The organism is Herbaspirillum sp. CF444 (assembly GCF_000282135.1).
GTDB lineage: Bacteria > Pseudomonadota > Gammaproteobacteria > Burkholderiales > Burkholderiaceae_D > Herbaspirillum.
Window position 1 is genome coordinate 166,137 of sequence record NZ_AKJW01000058.1, and the last position, 16,637, is coordinate 182,773.

Here is a 16,637-nt window from a genome sequence, read left to right on the forward strand (position 1 = left end):
TGAGCAAAGCGCTCAATAGCCAAGCGGGCAGTGAGACAGTACAGAAAGAACCAGATGAGCGATTTCGAGAAAAAGATTTGCAGCCGCGCCGAGTTGAAAGCGCGCGTCGCCGCGTTGCCGCAGCCGGTGGTGCTGACCAACGGCGTGTTCGATATTTTGCATCGCGGCCACGTGACCTATCTGGCGCAGGCGCGCGCGCAAGGCGCATCGCTGGTGGTGGCGGCCAATACCGATGCATCGGTGAAGCGCCTCGGCAAGGGAGAGGATCGTCCGATCAACACCTGCGAAGACCGCATGGCGGTACTGGCTGCCTTGGAGTCGGTGTCGCTGGTGGTGCCTTTCGACGAAGACACGGCGCTGGAAGTGGTGCAGGAAGCGCGTCCGCAGATCTATGTGAAGGGCGGCGACTACGACATGACGGCCATCCCGGAAGGGCAAGCCGTTGCGGCCTATGGCGGCAAGGCCGTGGCCATCGCTTTCGAGCATGATCGCTCCACCACCAAGTTGCTGGCCAAGGTGCGCAAATAAGCGCAGCCAGGCGGAATACGGCGGCAATGCCGGTCACAAAAAAAGCGGCCCGTTTACGTGGGCCGCTTTTTTATTGCCGCTTATCGCAGGCTGGATGCTGCACGACGAGCTATCAATGGTGCATATGTTCCATGCCGCCCTTGTCGCCGCCTTTATCGGCGGTCTTGTCTTCGACGTATACCGAGACTTCCAGCTTGCCGGCCTTTTCAAACGTCAGCGTCATCGGGATCTTGTCGCCGGCTTTCAGCGGCTGGCTCAGGCCGATCAGCATGATGTGATAGCCGCTGCCGGGCTGCATGGCGATTTTTTCGGCGGGCTTGATGTCGATGCTGCCGACTTCGCGCATCTTCATCACATTGCCTTCCATGGACATGGTGTGGATTTCAGCCGACTTGGCGGCGGGGGTGGCGACGGCGATCAGCTTGTCGCCGGCTTTGCCTTTGTTTTCAATGCTCAGGTAAGCGCCGCCGGACGGTTGGCCGGGCACGGTAGGACGCGCCCATGGATGGCCGACCTGGAGTTCGGCGACCTTGTATTCGTGAGCATGAGCGACGCCGGTCAGGACGAAGGCGGCGACGAGGGTAAGCAAGTGGCGGTAAGACATGGGAATCCTTTGAATGTTGAGAGTAATCGCGAGGCGGGTGCACAAGAAATGCAGGTGCTCAGCCCGGCGGCGCTCGCGCCCGGTTGTCTTCCAGCGATAAATGCGGCAGATGGCTGCGCCGCGGCATCTGCGCGCTCAGGTATGCACAGGTTGCCCGGAATGCATCGACATTGCTTGCCGGCAAATCCAGTACGAAGGGCTGGCTGCTGCTGCAATAGGTGCAATGGCCGTGCGCCGGCTGGCCGGGAGCGGAGCCCGGACTTTGCCAGGCAGTCCCGGTCGAGCAAATCGCCATGGCTGACGCCGGCGTTTTTGCCGTCGCCAGCGAACTCAGCGGCAACAGGCTGCCGAATGCCAGGCAGGCGATGGCAATCCAGGCGGCGAAGGAACGAAGGGCGGTCGGCATGGGCGCAGATTATATCAATTGAGGTTTTCTCGCTTCCCAATGCGAGCCGGATCGGTCGTTTGTCAGGTCGACTTTTTACGATTTTGCGAGAAATAAGAACGGATGTGCGAAAGATCGTGCCGAATGATCGATTTTTGGCGCCGATGCCGCATCCGGCGGCTGATTTCGTCCTGCTCCAAAATTGTTTACGTAAATTGATTGTTGGCAGGCGCTAGGCTAGACTTAGCGTCTTTTGCGGCTTTCATCTAAAAATTTTGAGGAGACATCCATGTCCAGCATGAAAAAATTGTCGTTGCCAGCAATGGTAAATGCGCTTGTCGGCACCCTGGCCCTGGCCGCGGCATGCTCTGCGCCGGCTTTCGCCGCGGACAAAACCGTTCTGGTCACCGCCATCGTCGAGCATCCGGCTCTGGACGCCGTGCGCGACGGCGTCAAGGACGAATTGAAGGATGAAGGCTTCGAAGTCGGCAAGAACCTGAAGTGGGAATACCAAAGCGCCCAAGGCAACACCGGCACTGCCGCACAGATCGCCCGCAAGTTCATCGGCGACAAGCCTGACGCCATCGTCGCCATCGCGACACCGTCGGCACAGGCCGTCGTGGCCGCCACCAAATCGATTCCTGTCGTCTATTCCGGCGTCACCGACCCGGTCGCTGCGCAACTGGTCAAGGACTGGAAGGCATCCGGCACCAACGTCACCGGCGTGTCCGACCTGCTGGAACTGGAAAAGCAAGTCGACCTGATCAAGCGCGTCGTGCCTAACGTCAAGCGCGTCGGCATGGTCTACAACCCGGGCGAAGCCAATTCGGCCGTGGTCGTCAAGGCATTGAAGGAACTGCTGGGCAAGTCCGGCATCAGCCTGGTTGAAGCCGCCGCGCCGCGCAGCGTCGACGTCGGTTCCGCCGCCAAGAGCCTGATCGGCAAGGTCGACGTGATCTACACCAACACCGACAACAACGTGGTGTCGGCCTACGAAGCGCTGGTCAAGGTCGGCAACGACGCCAAGATCCCGCTGGTGGCTTCCGACACCGACAGCGTCAAGCGCGGTGCGATTGCGGCGCTGGGCGTGAACTACTATGACCTCGGCCGTCAGACCGGCAAAGTCGTGGCGCGCATCCTGAAGGGCGAAAAGCCGGGCGACATCGCTTCGGCAACCAGCAGCAAGCTGGAACTGTTCGTCAATACGACCGCGGCGCAAAAGCAAGGCGTGACCTTGTCGGCTGACCTGATCAAGTCGGCCAAGACAGTCATCAAGTAAATAACTGAATCACTGAAAAACAAGCGCCCGCCAAGAGGCGCTTTTTCATACACACAGCATCACCTGAGGAGAGGATATGTTCACATTGAGTAAGAGTTTGCGCATCATCACCGGCGCGCTCGCGTTGGCCGCTGTCTGCGCCGCGCCGGCGCTGGCTGCCGACAAGAGCGTGCTGGCGACGTCCATCGTCGAACATCCGGCATTGGACGCGGTGCGCGACGGCACCCGCGACGAACTGAAGGCCGAAGGCTTCGATGCCGGCAAGGGTTTCAAATGGGAATTTCAGAGCGCCCAGGGCAATGCCGGTACCGCCGGCCAGATCGCCAAGAAATTCGTCGGCGACAATCCTGACGTGATCGTCGCCATCGGCACGCCGTCGGCGCAACCGCTGGTGGCATCGACCAAGACCATTCCTATCGTCTATACGGCCATCGCCGATCCGATCGCGGCGCAACTGGTCAAGGACTGGGGCCCGTCCGGCACCAACGTCACCGGCCTGTCGCATATGCTGGATCCGGTCAAGCAAGTCGAGATCATCAAGAAAGTCGTTCCCAACGCCAAGCGCGTCGGCATCGTCTACAATCCGGGCGAATCCAATTCGGTCTCTGCGCTCAACGCCATCAAGGCCGTGCTGGAAAAGCAGGGCATGACGCTGGTGGAAGCGGCGTCGCCGCGTTCGGTTGACGTCGCGCCTGCCGCCAAAAGCCTGATCGGCAAGGTCGACCTGATCTACACCACCACCGACAACGTCGTGGTGTCGACCTTCGAGTCGCTGGCCAAGGTCTGCAATGACGCTAAAATTCCGCTGATCGCCTCCGACACCGGCAGCGTCAAGCGTGGCGCGGTTGCAGCACTGGGCGTGAATTTCTACGACCTGGGCCGTCAGACCGGTAAAATCGTGGCGCGCATCCTCAAGGGCGAAAAGCCGGGCGATATTCCATCGTCGACCAGCAAGAACCTGGAGTTGTACATCAACACGTCCGCCGCGCAAAAGCAGGGCGTGACGCTGAATCCGGACTTCCTCAAGTCGGCGACCAAGGTCCTCAACTGATTCCTTGTTGAGCGCCTTGCGGCCCGGCTGTACCAGGGCCGCGGACAGTTGTATCTCGAAGCATGCCGTGCGGCGCCACCAGCGCTCCACGGCATGATTTTCAGAGGACATCCGGCATTGGTCATACAGAGATCAATGCCGAATGTGTTTTCTTAGAAAGACCTTTTTATGTCGCTGTATACGCTCTTGGGCGCACTGGAAATCGGGCTGATTTTCAGCCTGGTCGCCCTCGGGGTGCTGATTTCCTTCCGCATCCTCACTTTCCCCGATCTGACCGTCGACGGCAGCTTTCCGCTGGGCGGCGCCGTGGCGGCAACCATGATCGCCGCCGGCTACAACCCCTTCCTGGCGACCGGTGTGGCGATCCTGGCCGGCGCGCTGGCGGGTTTCACGACCGCATGGCTGAACGTGCGCCTGAAGATCATGGATCTGCTGGCCAGTATTCTCATGATGATCGCGCTGTACTCCATCAACCTGCGCGTCATGGGCAAGCCCAATGTGCCGCTGATCAACGAACCGACCATTTTCAGCATCCTGCTGCCGGACTGGATGCCCGACTATGTCGAGCGTCCGCTGGTGCTGATCGTGGTGGTGGTGCTCGCCAAGCTGCTGCTGGACTGGTTCTTCTCTTCCGAAATCGGCCTGGCCATGCGCGCCACCGGCGCCAACGCCCGCATGGCGCGCGCGCAAGGCATCGCCACCGGCCGCGCCACGCTGGCCGGCATGGCGCTGGCCAACGCACTGGTGGCATTGGGCGGCGCGCTGTTTGCGCAGACCCAGGGCGGTTCCGACATTTCCATGGGCATCGGCACCATCGTGATCGGCCTGGCGGCCGTGATCATCGGCGAAAACATCCTGCCGGCGCGTCGTCTGGTCTTGACCACGCTGGCGGTGATTCTTGGCGCGATTCTGTACCGCTTCTTCATCGCGCTGGCGCTCAACAGCGATTTCATCGGCCTGCAAGCGCAGGACCTGAACCTGGTCACCGCCGTGCTGGTCATGCTGGCGCTGGTGCTGCCGATGGGCAAGCGCAAGCTGAAACTGCTGCGCAAGGGAGGCTGACATGTTGAAGGCAAAAGATCTCAAAATTACCTTCAATCCGGGCACGCCGATTGAAAACCCCGCCCTGCGCGGTCTCGACCTGGAAATCCCGACCGGCCAGTTCGTCGCCGTGATCGGCTCCAACGGCGCCGGCAAGTCGACTTTCCTCAATGCGATTTCGGGCGACCTGCTGGTGGATTCGGGCAGTATCGAAATCGACGGCGTCGACGTCACGAAGAAACAAGCCTGGGATCGCGCCGGCATGGTGGCGCGCGTGTTCCAGGACCCGATGGCGGGCACCTGCGAAGCCCTGACCATTGAAGAAAACATGGCGCTGGCGATGGCGCGCGGCAAGCGCCGCGGCTTTGGCTTCGCCATCAAGCGCAACATGCGCGAGCTGTTCCGCGAGAAGCTGGCGATCCTCAACCTAGGCCTGGAAAAGCGCCTGACGGACCGCATCGGCCTGCTGTCCGGCGGCCAGCGCCAGGCCGTCAGTCTGCTGATGGCGTCGTTGCAACCGTCGCGCATCCTGCTGCTGGACGAGCACACCGCCGCGCTGGACCCGAAGACGGCAGCTTTCGTGCTGGAGCTGACCGCCAAGATCGTCGCCGAAAGCAAGCTGACCACCATGATGGTGACCCACAGCATGCGCCAGGCGCTGGATTACGGCGACCGCACGGTGATGCTGCATCAGGGCCAAGTGGTGCTGGATGTGTCCGGAGAAGAACGCGCCGGTCTGGACGTGCCGGATCTGCTCAAGATGTTCGAGCGCACGCGTGGGGAAGTGCTCTCCGACGATGCGCTGCTGCTGGGGTAAGCGGGAGCAATCAAATAAAAAGGCCGCGTGTGCGGCCTTTTTTATTGCGCGGACAATTCGGCGCGACTCAACTGCCGCCGGCGAAACCATTCTGCCGCCACGCCTCATACACCACCACGGCGACCGTATTGGACAAATTCAGGCTGCGATTGTCCGGCCGCATCGGCAGGCGGATGCGCTGGCCGGTCGGGAAGGATTCGCGCAACTCGGGCGCCAGGCCGCGCGTTTCGGCGCCGAACACGAACACGTCGCCGGGATGGAAGGCCACGCCGGCAAACGGCGTCGAACCGTGCGTGGTCAGCGCGAACATGCGCGCGGCATCGAAGTCCGGATCGGATTGGCGTTTTTCGATGAAGGCATCCCAGTTGGGATGCACCTGCATGCTCGCGTAGTCGTGATAATCCAGCCCCGCGCGCCGCATCTTGGCGTCGTCGAGCGGGAAGCCGAGCGGCTCGATCAGATGCAATTGCGCGCCGGTGTTGGCGCACAGGCGGATGATGTTGCCGGTATTGGGAGGAATTTCCGGCTCGACCAGAACGACGTGAAACAAATGATTCTCCTTGAGTGAAGCGGATGAAAGTTGAGGCTATTTCGATACCGTGCGGGCAAACACGATATTGGTCACGCGCTTGGCGCCGAAGCGCTTGAGCGTGGAAGCGATTTCGTTGAGCGTTTCACCGGTGGTGATGACGTCGTCGATCACGCCGATATGCGCGCCGCGTACGTAGTTCATGGCTGGCGTCGGCACCACGAAGGCGCGCTTGATGTTGCGTCGGCGCTCCTCGTTGGGCAGCGTCGCCTGGGCCAGGGTGTCGCGCAGGCGCACCAGCAAGGACTCAAGCGGGATGTCGAGCCGGCGCGACAGCGGCCGGGCGATTTCCAGGGATTGGTTGAAGCCGCGCTCCTGCAGCCGCAGTTTGCCCAGCGGCACCGCCGTCAGCAGCGTCGGCAGCGCCAGGCCACGCTCGGCGTAATGCGTCGCCGCCTCCCGCAGCATGTCCGCCATGAGCGGCGCCAGCGGCAGTTTGGCGCCGAATTTCAGCGCCAGCACCAACTGGTCGGCCGGCGCGGCATAGTCGGCCACGACGACGGTGGCGTCGAAGGCCGGCTTGTGCTTGAGGCAGTCGCCGCAGCGGATTTCCTTGGCGGTGGTCGGAATCGGCATGGCGCATTGCACGCAGCGGCGCGGACGCGTCGTGAAATGCCGTTGGCGGCAGGGCTGGCACACGGCGTTGCGGTCGGTTTGTCCGCACAGCACACAGGAAGAGGGCAGCAGTTGCGGCAGCCAATCTGGTCGCCGCAGGAGGTTTCTGGTCATACTTTGCAAGCGGGCGAACATGGTCGGGGCATCCTGGCGGCAGGGGCGGGTTTGTACTCAAAATAGGGAATTGGACTACACTAGGAGCCTGCCGGACTTGGGAGTAATCGGCTGCAAAAACACCTGGACGGTCCATATTTCACCGTCTTCTTGGTCAATAGCTCGCTATTGACACTTCGAATCCGGCAAAATCTGTCCTCGCCCAGCTATTTTTTCGCTTCGATTCCCCAAGTCCGACAAGCGCCCAGCACCGATTATCTCATCTTGCCCGCCCGATTTTTCATGTCTTTGCCTCTGCCCAACGCCAGCGCCAAATTGAGCGCGCCGATCGATCTGCCTCTGGTGCGCCGCCTGTTTTCCATGCCGGCCCGCATCGCCGAATCGGATTTCTTGCGCCGCGAAGTCTCCGCCCGCATGCAGGAGAAGCTGACGCTGATCAAGATCGAGCCGAAGCGCGTGCTGGACGCCGGTTGCGGCGAGGGCGCCGACATCGCGGCGTTGCAAAAGCGTTTCATCGACGCCCAGATCATCGGCCTGGACGGCGCCTTCAGCATGCTGGCCCTGGCGCAGGAGCGCCAACAGGCGGCGCAATCCGCCGTCAACCGCCTGCTGACCAAATGGCTGCCGTCGTCCGGCTCCGGCAGTGCCGGCAGCCTGGCGTGCGCCGACTTTGCCCAATTGCCGTTTGCCGTCAATGCGCTGGACGTGGTCTGGTCCAACCTGGCCTTGCAGTGGCATCCGCAGCCGGACCGCGTGTTCGCCGAATGGCGCCGGGTCCTGCGCGTCGAAGGCCTGTTGATGTTCTCCTGCTTCGGCCCGGACACCTTCAAGGAAGTGCGCGCCGCCTTCGAAAACGTGGATGTCGCGCCGCACAGCCTGCCGTTCGTCGACATGCACGATTTCGGCGACATGCTGGTCAATGCCGGTTTTTCCACGCCGGTGATGGACATGGAAAACATCACCGTCACCTATGAAACGCCGCAACGCCTGCTGGCGGACGTGCGCGCCTGGGGCGGCAATCCGCTCGAAAACCGGCGGCGCGGCCTGCTCGGACGCGACGCTTACGGCAAGCTGATCAAGGCGCTGGAGCAACTGCGCGGCGCCGACGGCAAGATACCGCTGACGTTTGAAGTGATCTACGGCCACGCCTTCCGGCCGGTACCCAGGACCACGGCCGGCGGAGAGTCGATTATTCGCTTCGATTTGCCGAAAAACTAGCCATGCGCGCCGCCGATCCGACATTTCATCGTGTTGCATCGTCGTCCGGAGCGGATTTTTCTGGCGCAGGCGGGTGCTTTCCGAGGTCCGAAAAGGCATTGTGTCAAGAGCGAAAAAGCGACTTTATTCCGCTTGATAACATTTACGGTTACCCCTTATACTCCGAGGGTTTTAGCTTGTGCGGACGTGCTCGGCCTTACGGTTTCAAAGGTGATTGCAGAGGCGTACCGTGGTAAAGCGGGAGTGGATGTTGAAGCGCAACTGTTCGATTGCGCCGCACCAACTGGGGCAAGTTTTCGCGATCCTCTGCGCGGTTTCTCTGACAGTAGCGTTTGTTTTCACTTTGCGTGGAGCCTGGTACATATTGGTTTTTTCTGTACTTGAGTTGTCCGCAGTCGGTTTTGCTTTTCTGATTTATGCACGTCATGCGACTGATCGCGAATATATCGCGCTGGTCGAAGATTGTTTGCTGGTCGAATTCGTGCAAGCAGGAAAAACGAGTCGCTTCAGGCTTGATCTGCACAAGATACGAATCGAGCCGGCAGGGTCTCGCCACAAATTGGTGGGACTGGAGTCCTCTGGAATACGAGTCGATGTAGGTCGGTACCTGACGGAATGGAAGAGACGCGAGTTCGCACTGGAGCTGGAGCGGGAGATCAGCAAGCAGTAGCGTCAGGTAGTCGGCACAATTCTTATAATTATTTTGGGCTTTTGAGGAAATCATGATAATTGCGAAGCGCCTTCATTCTTTGCTACTTGGTGCATCGCTCCTGACGGCTTCCGTGCCGTCATGGGCATGGGGTGATAAGGTCGTCGATAGTCAGGGCGGTCCGGCCGTGTTGCAGACCAATTTCCAGCCGCCGGTCACGCAGATCGCCGAACAGATCTATGATTTGCATCACCTGATGCTGATCATCTGCCTGGTGATTTTCATCGCCGTGTTCGGCGTCATGTTTTACTCCATCCTCAAGCACCGCAAGTCCCTCGGCCACAAGTCGGCCAGTTTCCACGAAAGCACCACCGTCGAAATCGCCTGGACCGTGGTTCCTTTCCTGATCGTGATCGGCATGGCGCTGCCCGCCACCAAGACCGTCGTCGCGATGAAAGACACTTCCAACGCCGACCTGACCATCAAGGTCACCGGCATGCAGTGGAAGTGGGGTTACGATTACCTCAAGGGCGAAGGCGAAGGCATTTCCTTCCTGTCCAACCTGGCCACGCCGCGTGAACAGATCGTCGATGCTTCCCTGAAGAAAAACGACAACTACCTGATCGAAGTCGACAATCCAGTCGTTGTCCCGGTCAACAAGAAGGTCCGCATCGTCACCACCGCCAACGACGTGATCCACTCGTGGACTGTTCCGGCCTTCGGCGTGAAGCAGGATGCGATCCCCGGTTTCGTGCGCGACACCTGGTTCAAGGCCGAGAAGATCGGTACTTACCGCGGCCAGTGCGTTGAGCTGTGCGGCAAGGACCATGCCTTCATGCCTATCGTCGTCAACGTGGTCAGCGAAGCCGACTACAAGACCTGGGTCGACGGCAAGAAAAAGGAAATGGCCGCCAAGGCCGATGATCCGACCAAGGTCTGGACCATCGACGAACTCAAGCAGCGCGGCGAAAAAGTCTACACCTCCAATTGCGTGGTCTGCCATCAGGCCAACGGCAAGGGCGTGCCCGGCGCATTCCCTGCACTGGACGGCGACCCGGTCGTGAACGGCCCGAAGGCCGCGCAGATCAATACCGTGTTGAACGGCAAGAACGCGATGCCGGCCTGGAAGTCGGTGCTTAACGACACCGAGATCGCCGCCGTGATTACCTACACGCGCAACAGCTGGTCCAATAAAGCACAAGAAAATATCGTTCAACCGGCTGACGTACTGGCTGCGCGCAAGTAACTGAACTGAGTGAGAACCTGAGCGCTTACCTTGTACGCGCACACGTATCGAATTGGGAGACTGAAATGAGCACAACAGTAGTCGATCACGGCCACGATCATTCGCACGCACATGATCATGGCGCACATGGTCACGATGATCACGGACACCATGACCACCCGCACGGCTGGCGCCGCTGGGTCTTCGCCACCAACCACAAGGACATCGGCACGCTGTACCTGTGGTTCTCGTTCACCATGCTGCTGTCGGGCGGTGTCCTCGCGCTGCTGATCCGCGCCGAACTGTTCCAGCCCGGCCTGCAGTTCTTCCGGCCCGAATTCTTCAACCAGCTGACCACGATGCACGGCCTGGTGATGGTGTTCGGCGCGATCATGCCGGCCTTCGTCGGCTTCGCCAACTGGATGATTCCGCTGCAGATCGGCGCCTCCGACATGGCGTTCGCCCGCATGAACAACTTCTCGTTCTGGCTGCTGCCGCCTGCGGCGCTGCTGCTGGCCGGTTCCTTCCTGGTGCCGGGCGGTGCGACTGCCGCCGGCTGGACCCTGTACGCGCCGCTGTCGACGCAAATGGGCCCGGGCATGGACATGGGTATCTTCGCGATGCACATCATGGGCGCATCGTCGATCATGGGTTCGATCAACATCATCGTCACCATCCTCAACATGCGCGCTCCCGGCATGACGCTGATGAAGATGCCGATGTTCTGCTGGACCTGGCTGATCACCGCCTACCTGCTGATCGCCGTGATGCCCGTGCTGGCCGGCGCGATCACCATGACGCTGACCGACCGTCACTTCGGTACCTCCTTCTTCAATGCAGCAGGCGGCGGCGATCCGGTGATGTATCAGCACATCTTCTGGTTCTTCGGCCATCCCGAGGTCTACATCATGATTCTGCCGGCCTTCGGCATCGTGTCGCAGATCATCCCGGCCTTCGCCCGCAAGCAATTGTTCGGCTACGCTTCGATGGTGTACGCGACCGCATCGATCGCGATCCTGTCCTTCATCGTCTGGGCCCACCACATGTTCACCACCGGCATGCCGGTGACCGCGCAGCTGTTCTTCATGTACGCCACGATGCTGATCGCCGTGCCGACCGGCGTGAAGATCTTCAACTGGATCGCCACCATGTGGCGCGGTTCGATGACGTTTGAAACGCCGATGCTGTTCTCGGTCGGCTTCATCTTCGTGTTCACCATGGGCGGCTTCACCGGCCTGATCCTGGCCGTGACCCCGATCGACATCCAGATGCAGGATACCTATTACGTGGTGGCGCATTTCCATTACGTGCTGGTGGCCGGTTCATTGTTCGCGCTGTTCGCCGGTTTCTACTACTGGGGTCCGAAGTGGACCGGCTTCATGTACAACGAAACCCGCGGCAAGATCCACTTCTGGAACTCGCTGATCTGGTTCAACGTGACCTTCTTCCCGATGCACTTCCTGGGGTTGGCCGGCATGCCGCGTCGCTATGCCGACTACCCGGCGCAATTCACCGACTTCAACATGGTGGCGACCATCGGCGCCTTCGGCTTCGGTCTGTCGCAGGTATATTTCCTGTTCTTCGTCGTGATCCCGTCGATCAAGGGCGGCGCGAAAGCGGAAGACAAGCCATGGGAAGGTGCAGAAGGCCTGGAGTGGACAGTGCCGAGCCCGGCGCCTTTCCACACATTCGAAACGCCGCCGACAGTTAAATAAAGGGAGCGGCAGGCTGGTCCTGCCCACTCTGTATGACAGATCGTAAAAAGCCGAACAATCTGCGCACAGGCTTGTTGCTGGCGCTGGTAGCAGCAGGGTTCTTCGTGGGTATCTTCATCAACCGCATCTGGTTCAAATGACGACCGATCGCAAACTGAATCGGCAGATGCTGGGGAAGTTGCTGGTCATCGCCGTCCTGATGTTCGGTTTCGGGTACGCGTTGATTCCCGTGTACAAGAAGATCTGCGAAGTAACCGGCGTCAATTTCCTGACGCCCAAGGATGTGACGGTCGAAGCGCCGACGAACAGCCAGATCGACAAAAGCCGCACCGTGACGATCGAGTTCGACGGTAATTCGCAAGGACCGTGGCGCTTCCGCCCGACGGTGGCGAGCATGCAGGTGCATCCTGGCGAAATGACGCAGGTGCTGTACGAAGTGGTCAACACGCAGGCGCGCAGCGTCGATGCGCAGGCGATACCGAGTTACGCGCCACAGCAGTCGGCGGCCTTCTTCAAGAAGGTGGAGTGCTTCTGTTTTACGCAGCAGACTTTGGGGCCGAATGAGGCCAAGCAGATGCCGGTGGTGTTCTACATCGATCCGGCTTTGCCCAAGGATGTGAAGACGATTACGCTGTCTTATACGTTCTTCGAAATCGAAGGACTGAACAAGAAGGCAAGCTGAAGCAAACCGGACGCAGACATCTGCTTCCTGCGGTCAAGAAGGAAAGCGGCAAATGAGCGACTTGAAAGATGCAACGCAGCGCAAGGCATCATTTGCGGCGACGATGAAGGCGGTGTTCTGGTCTTTCTTCGGCGTGCGCAAGCGCAGCGATTACGAAAGCGACGCCGCGAAGCTGAACCCGCTGCACGTCATCATTGCCGGCGTCATCGGCGCAGCGATTTTTGTGACGGTGTTGGTACTGATAGTAAAGATGGTGGTGGCTCAGTAATAATCAGTAAACATAAGCGCTCGGCGAAGCGACGCTGAATCAACCAAGGGATGTTGCAGTGCCAATCCGAAGCAGTCATTTATAAAAGATCCGAATTTTGTATTGGGAGATGGAGATGAGTTCTCAACACGCTAAAGCACCGTACTATTTCGTACCCGGTCCATCGCAATGGCCGGTGCTGGCGGGCATGTCGATGCTGCTTACCATGGCCGGCGCGTCGGCCTGGGTCAACGGTCATTCCTGGGGCATGGCGCTCAACATCATCGGCATCCTTGCCGTGCTGGTGGTGCTGTACAAGTGGTTCGGCCAGGCCATCGGCGAGTCCGAATCCGGGCAGTACAACGAGCGCATTGATGCCTCGTTCCGCTGGAGCATGGGCTGGTTCATTTTCTCGGAAGTGATGTTCTTCGCCGCCTTCTTCGGCGCCCTGTTCTACGCGCGCAGCATCACCATGCCGTGGCTGGCCGACCTGGATCACAAGGTGATCTGGCCCGACTTTGCCGCACACTGGGGCAACACCGGCCCGGCCGGCACGATCGAATCGTTCCAGACCATGGGACCGTTCCCGATTCCGACGATCAATACGGCCTTGCTGCTGACATCGGGCGTGACGCTGACGATTTCCCACCACGCGCTGCGCGCCGGTCATCGTGCACAGACCGCGATCTGGCTGTTTGCGACGATCCTGCTGGGCGCGATCTTCATGGGCTTCCAAGCTTATGAATATCACCATGCCTACACCGAGCTGAACCTCAAGTTGACCTCGGGCGTCTACGGTTCGACCTTCTTCATGCTGACCGGCTTCCACGGCTTCCACGTGACGATGGGCGCGATCATGTTGTCGGTGGTGCTGTATCGCGTGCTGCGCGGTCACTTCACGCCGGAACACCACTTTGCCTTCGAAGGCGCCGCCTGGTACTGGCACTTCGTGGACGTGGTCTGGCTGGGCCTCTACGTGGTGGTCTACTGGCTGTAAGATCCGACGCCTCGCCAAATAAAAAGCCGCACTTCGGTGCGGCTTTTTTACGATCAGGCGATGGCTCGAAAATATTCAGCAGACGTGTAATCTTTGGCTTGCCCCTCTGTCCAAGTTGTCGTCAGCGAATGCCGGTAGGCTGAATCAAGCCGAATTTATAGGCGATCAGCAGCAGGATGAACAGCAGCACCGAAAACCCCACGCGCAAGGTCAGCGCGTACACCGTGCGGTTGCTCTTGCCTTTGTCGCGCATCAGAAACAGGAGCGCGGAAGCAAGGCTGCCGATGATCAGGATGAAAGCAATGGCGACGATGATTTTCATGGTGGGAGCGGAAATGTCTGCATCGGCAGTCGGCAAAGCTGCCGGCTGCGTAGAGACTCTTGTCGTATTGAGTGAAATGACATTGTAATGCCAATCAGATTTCGCATTAGATGGATTCCGCTGGTGGCGACGTTGATTGTCGCGGCCATCGGCGTGTCGCTGGGGCAGTGGCAGACGCGGCGCGGCGACGAGAAGCAGGCCATCCAGGACAAAATGGCCGAGCGCCAGGCTGCGCCTGCAATGGCGTTGGCCGGCAATGCGCAACAGCTCGACGTAGGACAGAGCGAATACCGGCACGTCAGGGTGAAGGGCGAATTCATTTTTTCGTGGACCAGTTACCTCGACAATCGTCCTTACAATGGCGCGCCGGGCTTCTATGTGCTGACCCCGTTTAAAATAGCGGATTCGGATACCTCGGTACTCGTCGAACGCGGCTGGACGCCGCGCGACGTCGGTGATCGTACCAAGGTGCCTGTTTTGCCGACGCCGGCGGGCGTGGTCGAGATCGAGGGCGTGATCCGTCGCGACGCCGGTCATTTGCTGCAACTGGGCACAGCCGAGGCGCCGAAGCCAGGCGCCATCATGCAGAATCTGGATCTTCCGGCTTACGCCGCCGCCAGCAATTTGAAGCTCGCGCCTTTTCTGATCGAGCAGGGCGGGGAGATGAAAGACGGATTGGTGCGCGACTGGCCGGCACCGTCGCTGGGCATCGAACGTCATCGGGGCTATGCCGTGCAATGGTATGCACTGGCCTTGATGGCCGTTATTTTCTTTGTTGTGACAGGATTTCGAAGTGGAAAAAAGTAAAGAGCTGGTGCCACAAATTCAACCAGAAGTGCAACGCAAACGCGGCCGCTGGAAGTTGTTGCTGGTCGTCGCCGTGTGCGCTGCGCCGATGATTGCCTCGTACCTCACCTACTACGTGATCAAGCCGCAAAGCCGCACCAATTACGGCGTACTGATCGATCCGCGCCAATACCCGATTCCGGCGCTCGGCAGCACCGAACTCGACGGCAAACCGGCCAGGCTCGAAGACTACAAAGGCAAATGGGTCATGCTGCAAGTGGCGAGCGGCGAGTGCGACGACGCCTGCAAGACGCGCCTGTTCGCCATGCGCCAGCTGCGCCTGATGCAAGGCAAGGAAATGGAACGCGTCGAACGCGTCTGGCTGATCACCGACGCCAAACCGCTCGACACCGTGCTCATGCGCGAGTACGACGGCACCGACATGCTGCGCGTCGACGCCAAACTGTTGAAGGCCTGGTTGCCGACCGACGAAGGCACGGCCATGGAAGACCATATCTACATCATCGACCCGCTGGGCAACCTGATGCTGCGCTTCCCCAAGGATGCCGATCCCAACAAGATGAAAAAAGACATCGGCAAATTGCTGCGCGCATCGGCGATAGGATAAGACGGCCATGCTGATTCAACTTGCCGTCATGGGTTTGCTGGTCGCGCTGATTCCGCTGACGCTGACCTGGGTTTCCAACGACGCCGACAAATACCGCAAGCTGGTCTGGGTCACGCTGTTCCTGACCTTCGACCTGATCATGTTCGGCGCCTTTACGCGCCTGACCGATTCCGGTCTCGGCTGTCCCGACTGGCCGGGATGCTACGGCCACTCCAACCCGCTGCTGGCGCACGAGCACATCAGCGCCGCGCAAGAAGTCATGCCGACCGGTCCCGTCACCGTCGCCAAAGCCTGGATTGAAATGATTCACCGCTATCTGGCGATGGCGGTCGGCGTGCTGATCATCATCCTGATGGTGGTTGCATGGCGGCGCTGGATCAAGTCGCGTCACATCGAGATCAAGTTCCGGCCATGGTTTCCGACCGCGCTGTTCTTGTTCGTGTGTCTGCAGGGTGCGTTCGGCGCATGGACCGTGACCATGAAACTGCAGCCGATCATCGTCACCATCCACTTGCTGCTCGGCCTGACGCTGCTGGCGATGCTGGGTTGGCTGGGGGGGCGGCAGAATGAGCATGTGCCGGTGTCGACGCCGGGCCGGGCACTGGCGTTGCCGGCGCTGATCGGCATGTTGCTGCTGATCGTGCAGATTGCGCTGGGCGGCTGGGTCAGCACCAATTACGCGGCGCTGGCCTGCAACGACTTTCCGCTTTGTCACGGCGCAGTAATTCCGCAGATGGATTTTGAGAACGGCTTTACGCTGTGGCGCCATCTGGGCAAGACCGCCGACGGCGAATACCTGCCGTTTCCGGCCCTGACCGCGATCCACTGGGTGCACCGCTCATTCGCTTTCGTGGTGATCGCCTATGTCGCATGGTTGGCGCACAGGGCACTCAAGGATGCCGGCTTGCGCAAAACCGGATGCTGGCTGCTGATCGTGATGGCCTTGCAGCTAGTGACCGGCTTATCGACGATTTACCTGAACTGGCCACTGGCGATTGCCGTCATGCACAATGGTGGGGCGGCCTTACTTCTGCTTTTGCTGGTCATGCTAAACTACAAAGCCAGGTACGCACCGCTTGCCGAGGGGAAAACGGCCCGTGTTTCCGTCCCGCATGCCGGGGAAAATACTGCGCCGACAATCTGAC

21 protein-coding genes are annotated in these 16,637 nt (G+C 60.0%); 16 read left to right on the forward strand and 5 right to left on the reverse strand.

Translation table 11 applies throughout. From position 1 onward, the window contains the following. Positions 1-54: 54 nt before the first annotated feature. Positions 55-528, forward strand: coding sequence for a D-glycero-beta-D-manno-heptose 1-phosphate adenylyltransferase (rfaE2, locus tag PMI16_RS11250; protein WP_007879547.1), 474 nt, complete (start codon positions 55-57; stop codon positions 526-528). 112 nt (positions 529-640) lie between these two features. On the opposite strand, the gene PMI16_RS11255 is transcribed toward rfaE2, so the two are convergent. Together PMI16_RS11255 and PMI16_RS11260 are read right to left on the reverse strand one after the other, a co-directional pair. Continuing rightward, positions 641-1,132: a copper chaperone PCu(A)C gene (locus PMI16_RS11255; protein ID WP_007879548.1), complete on the reverse strand. Its 492-nt coding sequence runs from the start codon at positions 1,130-1,132 to the stop codon at positions 641-643. Positions 1,133-1,190: 58 nt separating this feature from the next. Continuing rightward, positions 1,191-1,538, reverse strand: a complete 348-nt coding sequence (locus PMI16_RS11260; protein WP_007879549.1) for a DUF2946 family protein — start codon at positions 1,536-1,538, stop codon at positions 1,191-1,193. Positions 1,539-1,806: 268 nt separating this feature from the next. Here PMI16_RS11260 and PMI16_RS11265 point away from each other — a divergent pair, with 268 nt between their 5' ends. The 4 genes from PMI16_RS11265 (at position 1,807) to PMI16_RS11280 (ending at position 5,705) form a co-directional block, all read left to right on the forward strand. Further along, on the forward strand, positions 1,807-2,796 hold the full coding sequence (locus tag PMI16_RS11265) for an ABC transporter substrate-binding protein (RefSeq protein ID WP_007879550.1): 990 nt from the start codon (positions 1,807-1,809) through the stop codon (positions 2,794-2,796). Between the two features lie 76 nt (positions 2,797-2,872). Next, positions 2,873-3,847, forward strand: a complete 975-nt coding sequence (locus tag PMI16_RS11270) for an ABC transporter substrate-binding protein (protein WP_007879554.1) — start codon at positions 2,873-2,875, stop codon at positions 3,845-3,847. Positions 3,848-4,015: 168 nt separating this feature from the next. Then, a complete protein-coding gene (locus PMI16_RS11275; RefSeq protein ID WP_007879556.1) occupies positions 4,016-4,909 on the forward strand; it encodes an ABC transporter permease in 894 nt (297 codons plus the stop codon). A gap of 1 nt (position 4,910) precedes the next feature. Next, a complete protein-coding gene (locus PMI16_RS11280; protein WP_007879557.1) occupies positions 4,911-5,705 on the forward strand; it encodes an ABC transporter ATP-binding protein in 795 nt (264 codons plus the stop codon). Between the two features lie 67 nt (positions 5,706-5,772). Here the strand turns inward: PMI16_RS11280 and PMI16_RS11285 are convergent, their stop codons facing one another. Beyond that, on the reverse strand, positions 5,773-6,255 hold the full coding sequence (locus PMI16_RS11285) for a tRNA (cytidine(34)-2'-O)-methyltransferase (protein ID WP_007879560.1): 483 nt from the start codon (positions 6,253-6,255) through the stop codon (positions 5,773-5,775). Positions 6,256-6,291: 36 nt separating this feature from the next. Next, a complete protein-coding gene (locus PMI16_RS11290; RefSeq protein WP_237719847.1) occupies positions 6,292-7,023 on the reverse strand; it encodes a ComF family protein in 732 nt (243 codons plus the stop codon). Positions 7,024-7,305: 282 nt separating this feature from the next. On the opposite strand from PMI16_RS11290, the gene PMI16_RS11295 reads away from it, so the two are divergent. The 8 genes from PMI16_RS11295 to PMI16_RS11325 all read left to right on the forward strand — a co-directional run bounded on the left by PMI16_RS11295 (position 7,306) and on the right by PMI16_RS11325 (position 13,756). Then, on the forward strand, positions 7,306-8,241 hold the full coding sequence (locus PMI16_RS11295) for a methyltransferase domain-containing protein (RefSeq protein ID WP_007879564.1): 936 nt from the start codon (positions 7,306-7,308) through the stop codon (positions 8,239-8,241). Between the two features lie 247 nt (positions 8,242-8,488). After that, on the forward strand, positions 8,489-8,911 hold the full coding sequence (locus tag PMI16_RS11300; protein WP_051994637.1) for a DUF2244 domain-containing protein: 423 nt from the start codon (positions 8,489-8,491) through the stop codon (positions 8,909-8,911). Positions 8,912-8,963: 52 nt separating this feature from the next. Next, on the forward strand, positions 8,964-10,136 hold the full coding sequence (coxB, locus tag PMI16_RS11305; protein WP_007879567.1) for a cytochrome c oxidase subunit II: 1,173 nt from the start codon (positions 8,964-8,966) through the stop codon (positions 10,134-10,136). Positions 10,137-10,201: 65 nt separating this feature from the next. After that, positions 10,202-11,830, forward strand: a complete 1,629-nt coding sequence (gene ctaD / locus PMI16_RS11310; protein ID WP_007879569.1) for a cytochrome c oxidase subunit I — start codon at positions 10,202-10,204, stop codon at positions 11,828-11,830. A 32-nt stretch (positions 11,831-11,862) separates the two neighbouring features. Further along, a complete protein-coding gene (locus PMI16_RS26455) occupies positions 11,863-11,970 on the forward strand; it encodes a cytochrome oxidase small assembly protein (protein WP_237719848.1) in 108 nt (35 codons plus the stop codon). Continuing rightward, positions 11,967-12,512: a cytochrome c oxidase assembly protein gene (locus PMI16_RS11315; protein ID WP_007879570.1), complete on the forward strand. Its 546-nt coding sequence runs from the start codon at positions 11,967-11,969 to the stop codon at positions 12,510-12,512. The genes PMI16_RS26455 and PMI16_RS11315 overlap by 4 nt, the downstream gene beginning before the upstream one ends. A 52-nt stretch (positions 12,513-12,564) precedes the next feature. Then, positions 12,565-12,780 (forward strand): DUF2970 domain-containing protein, encoded by a 216-nt coding sequence (locus PMI16_RS11320; RefSeq protein WP_007879574.1) that lies wholly within the window; start codon positions 12,565-12,567, stop codon positions 12,778-12,780. Positions 12,781-12,895: 115 nt separating this feature from the next. After that, positions 12,896-13,756, forward strand: a complete 861-nt coding sequence (locus PMI16_RS11325) for a cytochrome c oxidase subunit 3 (protein ID WP_007879575.1) — start codon at positions 12,896-12,898, stop codon at positions 13,754-13,756. A 121-nt stretch (positions 13,757-13,877) separates the two neighbouring features. Here the strand turns inward: PMI16_RS11325 and PMI16_RS11330 are convergent, their stop codons facing one another. Next, positions 13,878-14,078 carry a twin transmembrane helix small protein gene (locus PMI16_RS11330; protein WP_034380018.1) on the reverse strand — a complete coding sequence of 67 codons (201 nt, stop codon included), beginning with the start codon at positions 14,076-14,078 and terminating at the stop codon, positions 13,878-13,880. Positions 14,079-14,165: 87 nt separating this feature from the next. Here PMI16_RS11330 and PMI16_RS11335 point away from each other — a divergent pair, with 87 nt between their 5' ends. The 3 genes from PMI16_RS11335 (at position 14,166) to PMI16_RS11345 (ending at position 16,636) form a co-directional block, all read left to right on the forward strand. Then, on the forward strand, positions 14,166-14,885 hold the full coding sequence (locus tag PMI16_RS11335) for an SURF1 family protein (protein ID WP_034380021.1): 720 nt from the start codon (positions 14,166-14,168) through the stop codon (positions 14,883-14,885). An 88-nt stretch (positions 14,886-14,973) separates the two neighbouring features. Then, positions 14,974-15,492 carry an SCO family protein gene (locus tag PMI16_RS11340; RefSeq protein WP_237719851.1) on the forward strand — a complete coding sequence of 173 codons (519 nt, stop codon included), beginning with the start codon at positions 14,974-14,976 and terminating at the stop codon, positions 15,490-15,492. Positions 15,493-15,499: 7 nt separating this feature from the next. Beyond that, a complete protein-coding gene (locus PMI16_RS11345) occupies positions 15,500-16,636 on the forward strand; it encodes a COX15/CtaA family protein (protein WP_007879579.1) in 1,137 nt (378 codons plus the stop codon). Position 16,637: the final 1 nt, after the last annotated feature.

Excerpts from the sequence above, each read along its gene's own strand:
- coxB (WP_007879567.1), top strand. The coding sequence starts at position 8,964 with ATGATAATTGCGAAGCGCCTTCATTCTTTGCTACTTGGTGCATCGCTC.
- ctaD (WP_007879569.1), top strand. The coding sequence starts at position 10,202 with ATGAGCACAACAGTAGTCGATCACGGCCACGATCATTCGCACGCACAT.
- PMI16_RS26455 (WP_237719848.1), top strand. The coding sequence starts at position 11,863 with ATGACAGATCGTAAAAAGCCGAACAATCTGCGCACAGGCTTGTTGCTG.
- PMI16_RS11300 (WP_051994637.1), top strand. The coding sequence starts at position 8,489 with ATGTTGAAGCGCAACTGTTCGATTGCGCCGCACCAACTGGGGCAAGTT.
- PMI16_RS11295 (WP_007879564.1), top strand. The coding sequence starts at position 7,306 with ATGTCTTTGCCTCTGCCCAACGCCAGCGCCAAATTGAGCGCGCCGATC.
- PMI16_RS11255 (WP_007879548.1), bottom strand. The coding sequence starts at position 1,132 with ATGTCTTACCGCCACTTGCTTACCCTCGTCGCCGCCTTCGTCCTGACC.
- PMI16_RS11290 (WP_237719847.1), bottom strand. The coding sequence starts at position 7,023 with ATGACCAGAAACCTCCTGCGGCGACCAGATTGGCTGCCGCAACTGCTG.
- PMI16_RS11320 (WP_007879574.1), top strand. The coding sequence starts at position 12,565 with ATGAGCGACTTGAAAGATGCAACGCAGCGCAAGGCATCATTTGCGGCG.
- PMI16_RS11280 (WP_007879557.1), top strand. The coding sequence starts at position 4,911 with ATGTTGAAGGCAAAAGATCTCAAAATTACCTTCAATCCGGGCACGCCG.
- PMI16_RS11335 (WP_034380021.1), top strand. The coding sequence starts at position 14,166 with ATGCCAATCAGATTTCGCATTAGATGGATTCCGCTGGTGGCGACGTTG.
- PMI16_RS11315 (WP_007879570.1), top strand. The coding sequence starts at position 11,967 with ATGACGACCGATCGCAAACTGAATCGGCAGATGCTGGGGAAGTTGCTG.
- rfaE2 (WP_007879547.1), top strand. The coding sequence starts at position 55 with ATGAGCGATTTCGAGAAAAAGATTTGCAGCCGCGCCGAGTTGAAAGCG.
- PMI16_RS11270 (WP_007879554.1), top strand. The coding sequence starts at position 2,873 with ATGTTCACATTGAGTAAGAGTTTGCGCATCATCACCGGCGCGCTCGCG.
- PMI16_RS11345 (WP_007879579.1), top strand. The coding sequence starts at position 15,500 with ATGCTGATTCAACTTGCCGTCATGGGTTTGCTGGTCGCGCTGATTCCG.
- PMI16_RS11260 (WP_007879549.1), bottom strand. The coding sequence starts at position 1,538 with ATGCCGACCGCCCTTCGTTCCTTCGCCGCCTGGATTGCCATCGCCTGC.
- PMI16_RS11265 (WP_007879550.1), top strand. The coding sequence starts at position 1,807 with ATGTCCAGCATGAAAAAATTGTCGTTGCCAGCAATGGTAAATGCGCTT.
- PMI16_RS11275 (WP_007879556.1), top strand. The coding sequence starts at position 4,016 with ATGTCGCTGTATACGCTCTTGGGCGCACTGGAAATCGGGCTGATTTTC.
- PMI16_RS11340 (WP_237719851.1), top strand. The coding sequence starts at position 14,974 with ATGATTGCCTCGTACCTCACCTACTACGTGATCAAGCCGCAAAGCCGC.
- PMI16_RS11325 (WP_007879575.1), top strand. The coding sequence starts at position 12,896 with ATGAGTTCTCAACACGCTAAAGCACCGTACTATTTCGTACCCGGTCCA.
- PMI16_RS11330 (WP_034380018.1), bottom strand. The coding sequence starts at position 14,078 with ATGAAAATCATCGTCGCCATTGCTTTCATCCTGATCATCGGCAGCCTT.